Origin of the sequence: Saccharibacter sp. EH611 (genome assembly GCF_009834765.1) — a bacterium.
In the GTDB taxonomy this organism is placed as follows: Bacteria; Pseudomonadota; Alphaproteobacteria; order Acetobacterales; family Acetobacteraceae; genus Saccharibacter.
The window spans coordinates 126,616-141,916 of sequence record NZ_WVHP01000025.1 but is presented as its reverse complement, the minus strand read 5'-3'; the positions used below and the strand labels follow the sequence as shown (position 1 = coordinate 141,916).

Genomic DNA, 15,301 nt, shown 5'->3' with positions numbered 1-15,301 from the left:
CCACGCTATTGACGCTTTCTCAGTAACCGCCACATAGGAACATATGAGTACTCAACAGACGTCTTCCCTTCCCCAAGCCCCTGCGGCTCGTCGTAATCCCATCACGCTGGAGCAGCTTGGCCGCACACGCCAAGACCCCTATGCGTGGATGAAAGATGAAAACTGGCAGCAGGTTCTGCGTGATCCTTCCGTTTTGCGTGAGGATATCCGCGCCCATCTGATGGCCGAAAATGCCTATGCAGACGCGGCATTGAAAGAAACAGAAAGCCTCCAGAAGACCCTGTTTGAGGAAATGGTCGGGCGCATTCCCCCAGCAGAAGAAGCTGTGCCCATCCCAGACGGGCCGTGGCTTTATACATTGCGTTTTAAAAAAGATGCTCAATATCCCCAGCATGTGCGCCGCCCGCGCGATGGTGGGGAGGAAGAAATTCTTCTGGATGTGGATGCACTAGCCAAAGAACATAACTTCTACAGCCTTGCTCAAGCGGCCCATACCGATGACCACCGCTATTATGTCTATGCCGAAGATGTGCAGGGCTCTGAGGTGTACCGCATTCAGGTCAAAGACCTGAGCACGGGGGAACTCTGCGCCCCTGCTGTTGAAAGCACGACCGGTAGCTTTACGCTGTCACCCGATAGCCAATGGCTCTTCTGGGTCTATCGCGATGAGTTTGGCCGCCCTTCCCGTATTTATCGCCGCCCGCTCTGTGGTGGTGACGATGTGCTGGTGTTTGATGAAACCGACCCCGGCTTTTTCATCACGATTGGTGTCAGCTCGTCCCGCAAATGGATCGCTATTGAACGCGGCGACCATGACACGAACGAAACTTGGTTGATCCCTGCCCACACCCCAACGGCAGAGCCTGTTGTCGCAGCCCCTCTTGTCCGTGGGGAGCGTTATAGCCTGACCCATTGGAATGATCGCTTCATCATCCTCACCAATCGCGATGGTGCTGTTGACTTCAAGCTGATGACCACACCAGAAAACGCCACTGGGCGGGAGCATTGGCAAGAATTCCTCCCCTATAAGGAAGGGCATTTTGTGCTGGGTGTCAGCGCAGGACGCCACCATCTTGTCTGGAGTGAACGCCAAAACGGCAATGAGCATCTCTACGTGCTCTCCGCAACCGCAGCAACAGAAGGCACTGTTCGGGCTCATGCGCAGCGGATCAGTATGGAAGAGCCCGCTTACGACCTCAGCTTGCTTGGCATTTTGGAATATGACCAGCCTGTCTTGCGGTATATCTACCAGTCCCCCACAACGCCCGCCCATTGGTATGATTATGACATGACCACGGGGGAGAAGACCTTACGCAAAGTGCGTGACGTTCCCTCTGGGCACGATCCTGCGGCCTATGAAACACGCCGGCTCTTTGCGACCGCTCACGATGGTCAAGAAGTACCCATCACCGTTCTGATGCGCAAAGGCACCGAGCTTGATGGCTCTAACCCCATGCTGCTCTATGGCTACGGCTCTTACGGCATTTCTATGGACGCAGGCTTTTCCACCTCAGCACTGAGCTTAGTGGATCGTGGTTGGGTCTATGCCACTGCCCATATCCGTGGCGGGTCTGAAAAAGGCTGGAGCTGGTTCCTAGACGGACGCGCAAAGACCAAAACCAACAGCTTTACCGACTATCTTGCGTGCGCTCATCACCTCATTAACACAGGCTATAGCGCCCCTAAACGCATCGTGGCTCATGGCGGCTCGGCAGGTGGGTTGCTGATGGGGGCCATCGCGAATATGGAGCCCGAGCTTTTTGCCGGGGTCGCTGCACAAGTGCCCTTCGTCGATATGCTCAACACGATGTCAGACACGACCTTGCCACTCACCCCTCCCGAATGGCCAGAATGGGGCAACCCACTGACAGACCCTGAGGCCTATGACCTCATCGCCAGCTACTCGCCGTACGATAATATCCGCCCCGTGGCCTATCCCCCTATCCTCGCGATGGGCGGGCTTTCTGACCCACGCGTCACCTATTGGGAACCCGCTAAATGGATCGCCCGCCTCCGTGCAGAAGCCAAAGGCGGCCCCTTCCTCTGTCGGATCAATATGGATGCCGGTCATGGCGGCTCCTCAGGGCGCTTCACACGCCTCAAGGAAGTTGCCCTTGTGCAGGCTTTTGCCCTCTGGAGTGTCGCACGAGAACCCCAACCTAGAGCGGAATAAAACGGTCGTGAGAGCGTTGCTGGGCCATGGCGTCCAGCACAGGGTTAAAGAGGCACCGCCAGCTTAACCCGTCATCACGGCAGCCCCACAGAAGCATTATCAGTGATTCTGTGGGGCTCCATTGCCCCCCATAAGGCAGCGGTTGGGTTGGTTATCTTTCTGCCAAAATACGCAGCACAGTCACACGTTAGACTCTGACGCGTCCGACATTATAGACCATGCGAACCACCCATCACGTACGCTTCTTTCTCCTTACAAAGCGTATAGCCACCATCTAAAGATACCGGAATAATAGCTGCTATGGAGCCGCAATAGGTTCACTAACAGTCTCATCAGCCTATCTCAGACAAAAGCCCCCGTTTCCCGTCAATCATAGCCCCATGCGACGCCCTCTCCGCGGAGCTTTTTTATTAGCCGGGATCATCCGCAGGGTCGCCCGGCAGACCCGCACACAGCTTACTTAACTTATCGTCCGTATCCGCTTTTTCGCGGCATAGCCGGTGCGCATCAGCACCGCACATCGTGATCACATCTTCCATGTCAGACGCCAGCACATCACGCACCAAATTGGTGTCAGAGTCGTTATCGCGGCCCTCAACATCATCAAGCTGCTTTTGCATTTTATGCATCTCACCCAAAGCATTCAGGCACGCTTCACTCGCCGAATCCGGGCTGTAACGTAATGTTTCTAAAAGACGATTCACCCCCGTACCACGCGCATTGACGTTAGGGTCATCATCATCAGTCTTGGCAGGCGCCGCACCTGCAGCTGTGCAGAACACCGTCATGCACAGGGCAGAAAAGACAAAAGAACGGGGGAAAACAGCACTAAGACGCATCATGCTGTGAGAATACGCTAGAAAAGCTCTCGAAGAAAAGAGGGTTTTATTGTCGTTTTTCTTGACTCATAGGTGAAAACCACGCTATTCGAACGCCAATTTCGCGGGCATTATAGCCCTGCAACCTGTCGTGGGTCCGGCGTTCATGAGCATCGGGCCCGTCTTTTCTGTCGGGAGCCCGAAGATTATGAAGATTCGTAACAGCCTGAAGTCTGCTAAAGTTCGTGACAAGAACTGCCGCATCGTCCGTCGTCGTGGACGTATGTACGTCATCAACAAGCAGAACCCTCGCATGAAAGCACGTCAGGGCTAAGGCTCCGACGGATGCGGTGGTGTGCTCCCTTGTCTGATGGGCAACATCCCCGTGGGTTTAAGCGGCCTTGGGGCCGCTCGGCTGCTCATGCTCTAGCAGCCATGAAGCCTCCTGCCTTCGGGTTGGGGGCTTTTGTTCTGTACACCGCTTTTAGCCCAGCGCTGGCCACGCCACACTCAGCGATGGCGCATGAACACGCAGGCGCTCACGCCTCTTCTGCCAAAGCTCCCCCTCCCAAAAGACGCTCTCTGCGCGAACGGCTCCAGCAAGCAGAGCATGACCTCCATCATGCGCAAAATGACCATGACGCCCAACGCGCATGGAACCATGCTGAGCAACTCCGCCAACGCACCCTAAGCCCAGGCGTTCAACTCATGGTCAAAGACAGCTTAGAGCAGGCGCAAAAGGGCGAAGTCAATCGTGCAGAACACCAACTTTCCGCTGCCCTCACAGTGCAACCCGACAATGCTTTTCTACGCCGCCAGCGCGCCGCTATTCGCCTGTTAGGCAATGACCCGACAGGTGCGGTGCAAGACATTGGCATCAGCCTTAATGAAGACCCACGCGACCCGACCGCATGGATGATGCTCGCAGAAGCTCAAGAAAAGCTCCACCATTCCGACCTCGCCCTTCATGCTTTTGAAGAAGCCATAAGCTGCACGCCCTACCTCCCCGATAAAGATAAACGGCTTGCTCATTACAAACAGCGCGCGTTGGGACGAGAAGACTAACCTGTCTTCTTGCGCCCTCTATGCCTACCCCCTAAAAAAGCTTCAAACAGGAGCCACTCAACGTGTTATTCAACGCCCTTTTATGGACGGCCCCTATTGCGTTAAGAGAGCTTCTTACCAAGACATCACCACTGTCATCCCCTACCACTCCTGCAAGACCCTCATCTTCTTTACATGAAAGAAACTGGGTCAATATCAATCTCCAGCTTGGCTTCTTTACTAAGCTTTACATCCCCCAACCAACGCCGCAATAACGGCTGTACTGCTATGCCGCGTCGCGTGCGTAGCAGCAGGCGAAAGCGGTAACGCCCCCTCAGCAACGCCAAAGGTGCCGGTGCAGGGCCAAGCACCTGTATGCCCTCACCCTCAGGAGCATTGAAGGCAATGTGGCGCGCGAGCTGCTCAGCATGGCTTTCTTTAGGGGCACTCACAATAACCGCAGCTAGCCGCCCATAAGGAGGCCAAAACCCCGGGCGGCGTTGTGCGGCTTCTTGCTCCATAAACGCTTGAAAATCGTTATGTTGAAGAGCCTGCATCACCGGATGATCGCTCACATAGCTTTGCAACATCACCTGCCCGGGTTTTTCCCCACGGCCTGCACGGCCTGCGACTTGATGAAGAAGCTGCATCGTGCGTTCAGCAGCACGCAGGTCGCCTCCGCCCAAGCCTAAGTCTGAATCCACCACACCAACTAACGTAAGATTGGGGAAATGCCAGCCTTTCGCGACAATTTGTGTGCCGATAATGAGGTTCACGTCATTATTGGCAATACGCCCCACTGCCTCCGCCATAGCCGAAGATGAGGTCAACGTGTCTGACGCCATACTGAGCAGCTTAGCCTGTGGGAAACGCGCACGCACTTCTTCATCAATGCGTTCGATCCCCGGGCCAATCGGCACCAAACTATGCTCTGCCCCACATTCAGGACATACAGGCTTGAGCGGCTCGACCCGTTCACAATGATGGCACGCAAAAACCCGACGCGCGCGATGTTCCACCATCCAAGCCGAACAATTCGGGCATTGAATACGATGGCCACAGGCTCGGCAAAGCGTCAGAGGGGCATAACCTCGACGATTGAGAAACAGCATGGCCTGCTCACCCGCTTCAAGACGCTTCTCAATCGCGTCACACAGCACAGGTGAGAGAAACAGCCCGCGCTCCGGCCCATGTTCGCGTAGGTCAAGCAGTGAGATCTCAGGTAATTGCGCCCCTCCATGCCGCGCATCAAGCTGCTCATGACGGTAACGCCCCTGCTCCACATTGGCGAGCGTCTCCATTGAGGGCGTTGCAGAGACAAGCACAACGGCTGCACGGGCCATGCGGGCCCGCACAATCGCCATGTCTCGGCCATGATACAGCACACCTTCCTCTTGCTTATAGGTGCTCTCATGCTCTTCATCGACCACAACCAGACCGAGATCCGTAAACGGCAGAAACAAAGCCGACCGCGCCCCAACCACAACACGCGTCTGGCCTGATTCAACCGCACACCATGTTTCACGCCGCGTTTTATGCCCAAGTTCCGAATGCCACACAGCGGGCTCTACACCAAAACGCGCGGCAAAACGGCTCGTCCATTGGGCGGTTAAGACAATCTCGGGAAGCAGCACCAGCACTTGCTGACCGTTCCGCAAACAAGCCGCTACCGCCTCAAAATACACTTCCGTCTTGCCCGACCCCGTCACACCTTCCAACAACGTGACCTCAAAGCGCCGTGCTTGCACAGACTGAACCAACGCCTCTGCCACCGAAGCCTGATTGGGCGATAAAATGGGGGGATGATAGTCAGGATCAGGCCGCCTCTGCACGCTTGGCCGGTCTATCATACGCTCTTCGAGCAAGCCTGCTTGGGCAAGCCCACGGATCACCGCTGCACTCGCCCCACTGCGTTCACTCAGCTCTGCCACGGTATGGGGCTGCTCTTCTGACACAGCGTCCAGCACCGCTTGCCGTGCCGGTGTCAGACGAAACCCAGCCGGCATAGGCGCCTCTGACCGCACCCAACCTGTGACCGGCTTTACCCCGCCTGCGGCAGGAACACGCATGGCAATCGCCAGCACCATGCCCGGGGCATTCATGCCATAAGCCGCGACCCAATCAACAAAATGCCGTAAACTTTCCGGCAAAGGCGGCATATGCTCCACTAATCCCTCAATAGGCCGCAACTTTGCCAATGCCACAGTGCGTTTCGGTGGGGCTGGGCGTAAATCAGGTGGAAGAGACGGAGCAGACGGCCCCCATACACACCCTACAACCTCTTTCTTCCCCAACGGCACCCGCACCAACGTGCCAGGCGGTAGAGGATACGCACTGCGATAATCCAACGGCCCCGCAAAAGGACGCGGCACCAGCACCGAAACACGATGCGTGTGATCGTTGGAAACACGCGGTGACATGGGGGAGGACTCTATGACCATGCTGTAAACATAGCCCGTTTAGTGATAGAAAACCATGAACCGTCTGTTTAAAAAACGCTTTGTCTTCTTGGCTGCAGTATAATGAATGCCACGTTACGGGCCCCATACGTCACGTATAACGCAGATCAATATACTCAATATCATTTCATATATAAAATAAAATTACAAAAAAGGGAGCTATATCCTGAACAAGACTGAGGTTACTATCCGTCATAGCCAAAGCTCATATTGATCGTCGCAGACTGTTTTTGACTGAAAAACCTCCATGAAGCCCCGTCATGTCCAGTGAAGCACGATATTCAGTCAAAACTGAAAGAGGCTTCGGATACCGAAGTATGTAATCCCCACAAAATCTACAATAGACATCAGTCATAGATGTTACTGCTTATGGTTTTGGAAATAATGCGTTAGCATCTCAAAAACTACAATACCACTGCCCGATGGCACGTTAACTACTGTACTATGATACTGATCCTCAACCTCTCCACCCATAGACGTACCATCCGTAACATGCGCTACAGATGACAGCATTAGAGGAATAGCCAAGAAATAAGCACTAAAAACAAAGCGATAATATGATCAGGACAACTCTCCTTTATCATGTCATTTATATCTCCACGACCACTCATAAAAATCAATATAGTTCAATATTATTGTTTTTTAACATTATGGACATATAAAAAACTTTCTTTAGCATCATTTATTATTCAAATATTGTATATGCCCTCTATATACAGCCAAAACTTATTTGGCGGCCAGAACCTCCTTTACGAAAAAGACCTCCCATAACGCGATGCCCCCTTCTGGTGCATTGCTTATCATAGTGGTAACATAACGTGGTTTATCACTATGATCCTTCCTTGTTGCGGTCGAGAAAGACCATGAAACCTTTACAAGAAACAGTGCCTCCCTCTTCCGTTCACACAGCCCAGCAAGCACTTGAGGGCTGGGTGTCTTGGTTGCGTTATGAAAAGCGCTCGGCTGAAAAAACCGTCATTGCCTATCAGCACGATGTTGCCCAAGCGCTGGGCTTTTTCACGCAGCATTTTGGTGGGGAATTGTCTCTTTCTGGTCTGGGGGCACTCAAACTTGTCGATTTCCGCGCATGGCTCGCTCATGACGCCGCACAAGCTGAAGCCCGAGCGCAGCGCACCCCTCAACGCACTCATAGTCGCGATGGGCAGGCACGAAGTCGGGCGCGCCGTGTGTCGTCCCTGCGCTCTTTTTACACCTTCTTGCGCCGTCATTATGGGGTCAGCAACCCCGCCCTCTCGCTTCTGCGTAGTCCACGGCTCAAGCCTCGCGTGCCACGCCCTCTCAACCCAGAAGATGCCCGTAAAGCCCCGGGGGATATTGCCGATATTGTCTCGTCCCCTCATGTGGCCCTACGCGATGAAGCGCTCTTTACGCTGCTGTACGGTGCTGGTTTACGCATTAGTGAAGCTCTTAGCTTAAATGTGCGCGACCTTGACCAGCTGCATGATGGGCTCATGACCATCATGGGGAAAGGCCAAAAAGAACGCGTTGTCCCTATTCTTCCCATCGTTCAGCGAAAGCTGGAAGCATGGCGCGCTGCTCACCCCGCGCCGCACCCTCAAGCGCCGCTCTTTTGCGGGGTGCGCGGTGGCCGGCTGAACCCCGCCATTGCTCAACGCACAATGCGCCAATGGCGACAGATGGAGGGCCTTCCCGATACAGCCACGCCTCATGCGCTACGCCATGCTTTTGCCACCCATCTCATGCAAAACGGTGCCGACCTCCGCGTTATTCAGGAATTGCTAGGCCATGCTAGCCTCTCGAGTACGCAAATCTATACTCTTGCCGATGAGCACAGGCTTATGGATGTCTGGAAAAAAGCACATCCCCATGCAGACAAACCTGCACATTCTGAGGAGAGCTCCTCGTGAAACATGGTTTCTATTGGAGGCGACACACTCGCCATATGGCCGCCACTCTGCTCTATAGTGCGCTTATGGCCTTCTCCACAGCTCAGGCCGCACCTTCTTGCCGTATGGAACAAGCCGCCACGCTACCCCTGAGCGATGCAGACCATACCGTCAGTAGCCCCGCCCACATAGACGGCCATCCTGTCTCACTCATGATAGATACAGGCTCGGAGGGGAGTCTTCTTACCCCTGAAGCGCTCGTGCGCTTTCATCTCCATACAGACCCTGACCACCACACCGCCATCTTAGGGCCGGATGCTCACCCTCATCTAGTGCCCAATGTCCTCGTTCAACAGCTCGCCTTAGGGGACGTCCATCGTGAGGCCATCACGGTGCCAATGGGAGCACTGCCGCCCTTTCCCACGATTCAGCCGCCGCTTCTGGGCCTGATTGGAATGGATCTCCTCGGCCAATATGATCTAGAACTCGACCTTACCCATCATCGCATGGCATTATGGACTGTGCAGGTTGGCTCAACATTGTGTCAGCACCCACCATTATGGTCTCATCTGTGGCTTAACCTACCGGCCCAACGCTATCATGGGCGCTTTCTCGTGCCTTTCACCCTCGATAATCATCCGGGCCTCGCCCTCATCGACAGCGGGTCTCGCTCAACGGTCGTGAGCACACGTTTTGCCCATCAACTGGGGATTACAGACATCCAGCTCGCGCATGACCCCGGAGGGGAAATTGCTGGGCTTGGCCTCAAAGAACACAGCTATCATTGGCACCAATTCCATCTCCTCCGCATCGGCACAGAAGATTGGACGACCCCAACCTTAACCGTCGCCCCCGTGCATGACCATGCTGATATTTTACTGGGAGCAGAATGGTTCAAAACACATCGGCTATGGCTCTCCGCTGCAACGGGGCATGTTTTTGTACAGGGTGTAGAGGGGCATTAACCCCCCCCTCTACTCGCCTTTATGTAAAAGCGTTTTTTACGCCCTTACCATGTCCATACAGCGGCCTCTTGCTGCTTAATGGCGTCTTCCATCTCTTTTGGGAACAGGTTGCGGAAAGGCGATTTTGGATTGTCCACAACATCCGCCATCCCCTCAATATCCTGCTCCTGATCGAACTGCTCAATCGGGAAGGTTAGATCCCCTTGAGGGAAGATAGCGGTCTCAGGATCATACCAATATTTTGCCCCTTCCATAATCCGATCATTAAAGCCTGTCTGATAAGGGCCCGGATTGATCGTTGCAAAAGAAATCGGCTTGTCTACAAACTCCTGATGCAAAGCCTGCGCTGCCGCTTCCAGCGCATGTTTAGACGCGCAATAAGCCCCCGCAAATGGTGGGGTGATCAGCCCTGCAATGGAGGACACAAACACAACGCGTCCCGCATTTTTACGCACAAACTTCTTCAAGAACAGTTTGGTCAGCTCCATCGTTGCGAAGAAATTGACATTGAGCTGACGTTGAAGAACCGCTGCAGGCATGTCGGCCAATGAGCCACCTTCCCCAATCCCAGCATTATTAACGAGAATATCCACCTCAAGACGGCTGGCATAAGTCCGATCTATCTCATTGGTGATATCAAGACGGAGCACCTCAACCGAAAGATCCGCCTCTGCCACCTCATGGCGCAAGGCACTGACTTGGGCGTTATTTTCCACGCCCGCATAAACGTCATGACCTCGACGCGCTAATGAAAAAGCTAAGAACTTACCAAGGCCTGTCCCGGCCCCTGTGACGAGGATTGTTGACATATCAAGACTTCCTTAAAAATACGATGATACAGCCTGCACAACAGCGTGAGCAGCAGGACGGTCGATCTCGGGGTTCTCAGTCGATACCCCAACATAATATGCCGCCTTCCCCTCCGCTGTGCGGCCTACGGCACCACCTGGCAGAAAACAGGCGTCCGGGCTCCTCACAGCAGCCAGACCTAAGGGGCCCAATTGTTCCGCAAGCTTATCGGTATCTGCCTGAAAGGAAAAAGCGGTATGCGCCTTTTGTGTGCTCAGCTTTGCACTACACGGCGTGATCTCATCACTGCGAAACCACAAGAGAAGCTGCCCTTCGCTGTTGAGGACAGCGCAACAATAGTGCCGACTAAAACCATCCAAGTTTTTTTGTGCATCGGCTAATAGTAACGAGAGAGTCATCCCGACGCCCCCTTTCATACTCAGCCTTCGTAGATAGGCACTTTCTGGGCTATCCCGACATTCTACATAACAGACCGACCGGTCAGTCTATATGTTATAGATAGACATCTTCGCATACGTCCTACAAGCTGTTTTTTACAATCTGTATGACCACTCTGAAGACTGACCCTCTATATGAGATAGAGGCACAACCGCATACGTGACGTTCTAAAACTGACGCGATCTTGAGATCTGGTTTGTATCGGAACTTTTGCTGAAGGTCGTCCGTCCTGACGAAACATCGTCAAAGGACATGCAGCAGCCCCATTGACGGCTCTCTGACGCTATCAGAACGAAATCCACTGATATTCCCGGCCCCTTCTCAGCACAAAGGGTGCCCGCATGCGGCTTTGTGCCTCATATATCTTGCTTTGGCAGACTCTAGCAGCAATCACCTCCACCGGAAAAGAAAGATGACCCTTGCTAGCCTCTGCCACGAGTAGAACCGCGCGACCCGGCAAAGACAAAGAGCAACAAAAAGAGGAGAATGATCAACAAAGATGATGCACCCGATAGCAGCAGAGCGACATATTCAACAGGATGGAGCTTACCGGCCTCCACTCTATTGGAACTTTTGTTAAAAAGAAGAAGATAGGCTGGTGGAAACGCTGTACACACCATCGTCCATAATGGGATAGAGCGGCCTTTTCTCAGTGCCGTATAATACCCGCCGAGCCCTGTTATCAAACAACCCAGCGCTATCCCCAGTAAAATAACCGCATTCTGTGTTTGCTCATCCCATTTGATCGTCATGACGGGGGCTTTCTTCGCTCGTGGAAACGCACGCTTAGACCGCCACAATACATGAAAAAATAAGACTCTACAGTCTTCTATGAATGAATAGAAAAAGTATTTTATTGCTTATGATAGGCTTTTTTGGAGTCATTTAAACTCAAGACATTAGCACCGCCTCCTGAATCAGGACGGGCTCGTTGGGATGGATCATCTTCCCAATCACACACAGGGCAGATCTCATATCCACCCTCTTCCCCAAAGACGATATGTTCACATACCGGACACGGATAGCCATCATCGTGCATCATATACTTCTCCCAGACCAACGACTTTATCGTCTTATAGAATTTGGTCTTCAGTATAGCATGATGATGAAGAAATATTCGCCTTACTTAGACGGACGACGCACCATCATCCGAGCCACCACACCATCACGCTTAATCACAGCATGATACAGAGCCCCGAGGATATGCAGCACAATGAAACCCGCGAAACCCCATGAGAACCATTGATGTAATTGCAAAAGAAACATTGGCAAATCGCCATCATCCATCACGCTCTCAGGCAAAGGGATCAACGGCCAAGACACCCAACCAAATAGGACGATTGGCATCGCCATAGAAGACATGGCAAGCCACCCCGTTGCGGGTAATAGAATCTGGAAAAGATACAAAATGCCTTCCACACTGCCCGCAGCAACACGCTGCACTTTTGGAACAGACGATGGAAAAGGCGGTGCTTTCAGATTGCGTGTCAGCCGCCAAACAATGCGGACAACAATCAGCACCATTGTCGTAATGCCAACAGACTTATGCAGCGTATGCAAAGCCGTCGGATCATCAATGGACGCATGATCCATATATAAACCCAAAGCGATCAGAAAAAGCACGAGGAGCGCAATAACCCAATGCAACACGATAATAACTTTACCGTAACGCTCTGGTGTTTCCGTCATGATATGGGTTTCCTCTAAAACTGCTTTTCCATGACCTATTGGAAAAAACGTCTTTTTAACAAGGTTCAGGGAAGAGACTGATGATTATCCTCAGCCTCTTCCCTTCCCTGAGAGCAACACGGTTAATGACCGCCGTTGCTATCGACCTGCTGGAACAGCTCATTGAAGCGACGCTTCTGTGCCCCAAACATCGGAGCCTTGCGTGCCTGAGCCTCGTTGTTGGCATTATCAACAACAACCAACCCCACCATACCAAGCATGGCATGAGGCAGGCATTTGTAACCGTACACACCGGACTTCGTAAATTGCACGGTTTTATCCTGACTAAACGGAACACTGAAAGACGGTGCTCCATCAGGAATCATCCCGGGAATGGACTGGGCGTTATGACCTTTGTCCGCTGGGATGAAGTGAACGCTATCGCCGGAGTGAATATGGACAACGGCCGGCTCGAAGCCATAACCACCTTGGCTGCTATGGCTTAGCATTTTCACATCAACCGTTGCCGCTGAAGCGGACATAACTGTCGCCATTAATAAGGCCGAAGCCCCACCAATAAATTTGAACATGCTAACCTCCATTTTGACACCCCGCCGAGGAAAACCCCCGGCGGAATGATTGATCAAGCGCTCTTCTTTCGCCAAAGAGAGACCACTCTTATCGTTGCAGATCGAAACGATCGAGGTTCATCACCTTCGTCCAGGTCTTCACGAAGTCGTTGTAGAACTTCGCTTTACCATCGTCGGACGCATAGACCTCAGCAGCAGCACGCAGTTCAGGGTTAGCACCGAAGACGAGGTCAACGTCTGTTGCGTTCCACAGCTTCTTGCCAGACGCACGGTCAAAGCCTTCATACAGGTCTTCCTTACCTGCAACCTTCTGCCAACGTGTATCCATTGTCAGAACATTGCTGAAGAAGTCTGGCGTCAAGACACCCGGTGTCTTCGTCAACACACCATTAGAAGAATGACCGGTGTTGATGTCCAGAGAACGCAGACCACCAAGAAGGACGGTCATCTCAGGAACAGTCAGATCCAGCGTGCTGGCCTTGTCCACCAACGCATTCAGCGGCGGTGTGCCGTCTGCATCAGCGCGATAATAATCACGGAATGCATCAGCGGTTGGCTCTAGCAAGTTGAAGGATGCCACATCGGTCTGCTCTTGTGTCGCATCACCACGGCCCGGAGCGAATGGAACCTGGATGTTCACGCCAGCTTTCTTCGCGGCATTTTCCAGACCAACATTACCACCGAGAACGATGATGTCAGCCAAGGACACTTTGCGGCCACCATGACGTCCAGCATTGAACTTGTCACGGATCTGCTCAAGCTTCGGCAGGATGGTCTTCAGGTCTTCTGGGTCGTTTACAGCCCAACCATTTTGCGGCATCAGAGCCAGACGGCCACCGTTTGCACCACCACGATGGTCTGTCACACGATGAGAGGACGCTGCAGCCCATGCTGTTTTGATCAGTTCACGATCAGACAGACCTGTTCCCGCAACCATCTTCTTCAGCTCACGAACGTCAGCTTGGTTGATGACCTTGGTAGGCATGTTGATCGGATCTTGCCAAAGGAAGGTTTCCTTAGGAACTTCGCTCCCGAAATAGCGGCTCTTTGGCCCCATATCACGGACAACAAGCTTGAACCATGCACGAGCAAACGCATCAGCGAACTCATTAGGATGTTCAGCCCAACGTGCAATGATCTTGTGATAAACAGGATCAGTCTTCAGCGCGATGTCGGTTGTGAACATCATGATCGGACGCAACTTGGACGGATCGTTCGGGTTCGCTGGATCCGGAGCAATGTTGTCGTTCGTCTTCGTGCGCCACTGATGAGCACCGGTTGGGCTCTTCGTCAAAACCCAGTCGTTGTTCAGCAGGTTATCAAGATACTGCGTCGTGAAGTGGATCGGATCCGCCGACCAGGAGCCTTCAAGACCACTGGTTGATGCATCGTCTGCTGTACGCTTGCCTTTGATGCAATGGTCAGCCCAACCAAGACCCTGCTGTTCCACACCATTGGCGATAGGTGCACCGCTCAGGCAGGAGTTCGGGTGAGCCCCGTGAGCCTTACCGAAGGTGTGACCACCAGCGATCAGAGCTGCTGTTTCCTCGTCATTCATGGCCATACGACCGAAGGCCAGACGGATCATCTCAGCAGACTTAGCTGGGTCAGGATCGCCGTTTGGCCCTTCTGGGTTCACGTAGATCAGGCCCATATGGGTCGCTGCCATTGGGTGCTTCAGCTTCCCGTCTTTGCTCACCTGGAAGGAGCTCTTGTTCGGGAAGAACGTGGTGCCTGGGCCCCAATAGATCAGCTCAGACTGCCAATCATCTGGACGGCCACCGACGAAGCCGAGGGTTTTGAAGCCCATCTGGTTCAGCGCAACGTCACCTGTCAGGATGATAAGGTCACCCCAAGAGAGTTTCTCGCCGTATTTCTTCTTAACAGGCCACAGAAGGCGCTTCGCCTTATCGAGGCTTGCGTTATCGGGCCAGTCATTAAGCTGAGCGAAGCGCTGCTGAGCCCCTTCTTCACCACCACGGCCATCAAGAGCACGATATGTACCAGCGTTGTGCCAAGCCATACGGATGAAAAACGGCCCATAATTGCCGTAGTCAGCCGGCCACCATGGCTGTGAGGTCAACATAACCTTTTCGATGTCCTTACGAACTTCTTTCAGGTTAAGCTGCTCAAACTTCTTATGGTAAGACGTATAATAGCTTGAACCATACGGATCAGACTCAGCGTCGTGATCACGCAACTTGGACAGGTTCATGCCCTTCGGCCAGTAGTACTGGTTTGGACCCGGAACATCGGCTGCCATAGCAGCTGAAGCGAAGGATGTCAGGGTTGTGCTGGCAATCAGCAAAGCCGCCCCGAAATTTTTCAGTTTCATCCTGATCAATTCCCTATTCGGTGGATATTGAAAATCTTTGCAAGCTACATAGCAACAACAGCTCTGGCATGAGGATCAAGCCATTAAGTCAGTGCTACACATTACAATCTTATACTAGCTAGAGAGCACGAGG

General features: G+C 53.0%; 14 protein-coding genes. 5 read left to right on the top strand and 9 right to left on the bottom strand.

All coding sequences use genetic code 11. From position 1 onward, the window contains the following. Window positions 1-43: 43 nt before the first annotated feature. Window positions 44-2,173 (top strand): S9 family peptidase, encoded by a 2,130-nt coding sequence (locus GS535_RS10275; protein ID WP_160792748.1) that lies wholly within the window; start codon window positions 44-46, stop codon window positions 2,171-2,173. A gap of 410 nt (window positions 2,174-2,583) precedes the next feature. Here GS535_RS10275 and GS535_RS10270 read toward each other — a convergent pair whose 3' ends face one another. Then, window positions 2,584-3,015: a hypothetical protein gene (locus GS535_RS10270; RefSeq protein ID WP_160792749.1), complete on the bottom strand. Its 432-nt coding sequence runs from the start codon at window positions 3,013-3,015 to the stop codon at window positions 2,584-2,586. Window positions 3,016-3,199: 184 nt separating this feature from the next. Between GS535_RS10270 and ykgO the strand changes: the two genes are divergently transcribed. Continuing rightward, window positions 3,200-3,325 carry a type B 50S ribosomal protein L36 gene (gene ykgO / locus GS535_RS10265; RefSeq protein ID WP_160792750.1) on the top strand — a complete coding sequence of 42 codons (126 nt, stop codon included), beginning with the start codon at window positions 3,200-3,202 and terminating at the stop codon, window positions 3,323-3,325. Between the two features lie 29 nt (window positions 3,326-3,354). Continuing rightward, window positions 3,355-4,056, top strand: a complete 702-nt coding sequence (locus GS535_RS10260; protein ID WP_160799205.1) for a M48 family metallopeptidase — start codon at window positions 3,355-3,357, stop codon at window positions 4,054-4,056. 170 nt (window positions 4,057-4,226) lie between these two features. Here the strand turns inward: GS535_RS10260 and GS535_RS10255 are convergent, their stop codons facing one another. Then, entirely contained in the window at window positions 4,227-6,455 is a 2,229-nt protein-coding gene (locus tag GS535_RS10255) for a primosomal protein N' (RefSeq protein ID WP_160792752.1), read from the bottom strand. A 902-nt stretch (window positions 6,456-7,357) separates the two neighbouring features. Between GS535_RS10255 and GS535_RS10250 the strand changes: the two genes are divergently transcribed. Together GS535_RS10250 and GS535_RS10245 are read left to right on the top strand one after the other, a co-directional pair. Continuing rightward, window positions 7,358-8,383 carry a tyrosine recombinase XerC gene (locus GS535_RS10250; RefSeq protein WP_160792753.1) on the top strand — a complete coding sequence of 342 codons (1,026 nt, stop codon included), beginning with the start codon at window positions 7,358-7,360 and terminating at the stop codon, window positions 8,381-8,383. Continuing rightward, the gene (locus GS535_RS10245; RefSeq protein WP_160792754.1) at window positions 8,380-9,327 is read left to right on the top strand and encodes a retroviral-like aspartic protease family protein; all 948 of its coding nucleotides are present in this window, start codon (window positions 8,380-8,382) and stop codon (window positions 9,325-9,327) included. Before GS535_RS10250 ends, GS535_RS10245 begins: the two co-directional genes overlap by 4 nt. Before the next feature lie 44 nt (window positions 9,328-9,371). On the opposite strand, the gene GS535_RS10240 is transcribed toward GS535_RS10245, so the two are convergent. From GS535_RS10240 to katG, 7 genes are all read right to left on the bottom strand, one after another. After that, window positions 9,372-10,136 carry an SDR family oxidoreductase gene (locus GS535_RS10240; protein WP_160792755.1) on the bottom strand — a complete coding sequence of 255 codons (765 nt, stop codon included), beginning with the start codon at window positions 10,134-10,136 and terminating at the stop codon, window positions 9,372-9,374. 12 nt (window positions 10,137-10,148) lie between these two features. Then, window positions 10,149-10,535 (bottom strand): heme-binding protein, encoded by a 387-nt coding sequence (locus GS535_RS10235; protein ID WP_160792756.1) that lies wholly within the window; start codon window positions 10,533-10,535, stop codon window positions 10,149-10,151. Window positions 10,536-10,997: 462 nt separating this feature from the next. Continuing rightward, window positions 10,998-11,327 (bottom strand): hypothetical protein, encoded by a 330-nt coding sequence (locus GS535_RS10230; RefSeq protein WP_160792757.1) that lies wholly within the window; start codon window positions 11,325-11,327, stop codon window positions 10,998-11,000. Between the two features lie 101 nt (window positions 11,328-11,428). Beyond that, window positions 11,429-11,617: a CPCC family cysteine-rich protein gene (locus GS535_RS10225; RefSeq protein WP_202401664.1), complete on the bottom strand. Its 189-nt coding sequence runs from the start codon at window positions 11,615-11,617 to the stop codon at window positions 11,429-11,431. An 80-nt stretch (window positions 11,618-11,697) separates the two neighbouring features. Beyond that, a complete protein-coding gene (locus tag GS535_RS10220) occupies window positions 11,698-12,264 on the bottom strand; it encodes a cytochrome b (protein WP_160792758.1) in 567 nt (188 codons plus the stop codon). A gap of 122 nt (window positions 12,265-12,386) precedes the next feature. Then, complete coding sequence (locus tag GS535_RS10215; RefSeq protein ID WP_156809394.1) at window positions 12,387-12,833, bottom strand: pseudoazurin; 447 nt, start codon at window positions 12,831-12,833, stop codon at window positions 12,387-12,389. A gap of 88 nt (window positions 12,834-12,921) precedes the next feature. Continuing rightward, complete coding sequence (gene katG, locus GS535_RS10210; RefSeq protein ID WP_160792760.1) at window positions 12,922-15,168, bottom strand: catalase/peroxidase HPI; 2,247 nt, start codon at window positions 15,166-15,168, stop codon at window positions 12,922-12,924. Between the last annotated feature and the right edge of the window lie 133 nt (window positions 15,169-15,301).

What these genes read in the sequence shown, in the direction of transcription:
- GS535_RS10275 (WP_160792748.1), top strand. Translation starts at nt 44, where the DNA reads ATGAGTACTCAACAGACGTCTTCCCTTCCCCAAGCCCCTGCGGCTCGT.
- GS535_RS10270 (WP_160792749.1), bottom strand. Translation starts at nt 3,015, where the DNA reads ATGATGCGTCTTAGTGCTGTTTTCCCCCGTTCTTTTGTCTTTTCTGCC.
- ykgO (WP_160792750.1), top strand. Translation starts at nt 3,200, where the DNA reads ATGAAGATTCGTAACAGCCTGAAGTCTGCTAAAGTTCGTGACAAGAAC.
- GS535_RS10255 (WP_160792752.1), bottom strand. Translation starts at nt 6,455, where the DNA reads ATGTCACCGCGTGTTTCCAACGATCACACGCATCGTGTTTCGGTGCTG.
- GS535_RS10250 (WP_160792753.1), top strand. Translation starts at nt 7,358, where the DNA reads ATGAAACCTTTACAAGAAACAGTGCCTCCCTCTTCCGTTCACACAGCC.
- GS535_RS10240 (WP_160792755.1), bottom strand. Translation starts at nt 10,136, where the DNA reads ATGTCAACAATCCTCGTCACAGGGGCCGGGACAGGCCTTGGTAAGTTC.
- GS535_RS10235 (WP_160792756.1), bottom strand. Translation starts at nt 10,535, where the DNA reads ATGACTCTCTCGTTACTATTAGCCGATGCACAAAAAAACTTGGATGGT.
- GS535_RS10230 (WP_160792757.1), bottom strand. Translation starts at nt 11,327, where the DNA reads ATGACGATCAAATGGGATGAGCAAACACAGAATGCGGTTATTTTACTG.
- GS535_RS10225 (WP_202401664.1), bottom strand. Translation starts at nt 11,617, where the DNA reads ATGATGCACGATGATGGCTATCCGTGTCCGGTATGTGAACATATCGTC.
- GS535_RS10220 (WP_160792758.1), bottom strand. Translation starts at nt 12,264, where the DNA reads ATGACGGAAACACCAGAGCGTTACGGTAAAGTTATTATCGTGTTGCAT.
- GS535_RS10215 (WP_156809394.1), bottom strand. Translation starts at nt 12,833, where the DNA reads ATGTTCAAATTTATTGGTGGGGCTTCGGCCTTATTAATGGCGACAGTT.
- katG (WP_160792760.1), bottom strand. Translation starts at nt 15,168, where the DNA reads ATGAAACTGAAAAATTTCGGGGCGGCTTTGCTGATTGCCAGCACAACC.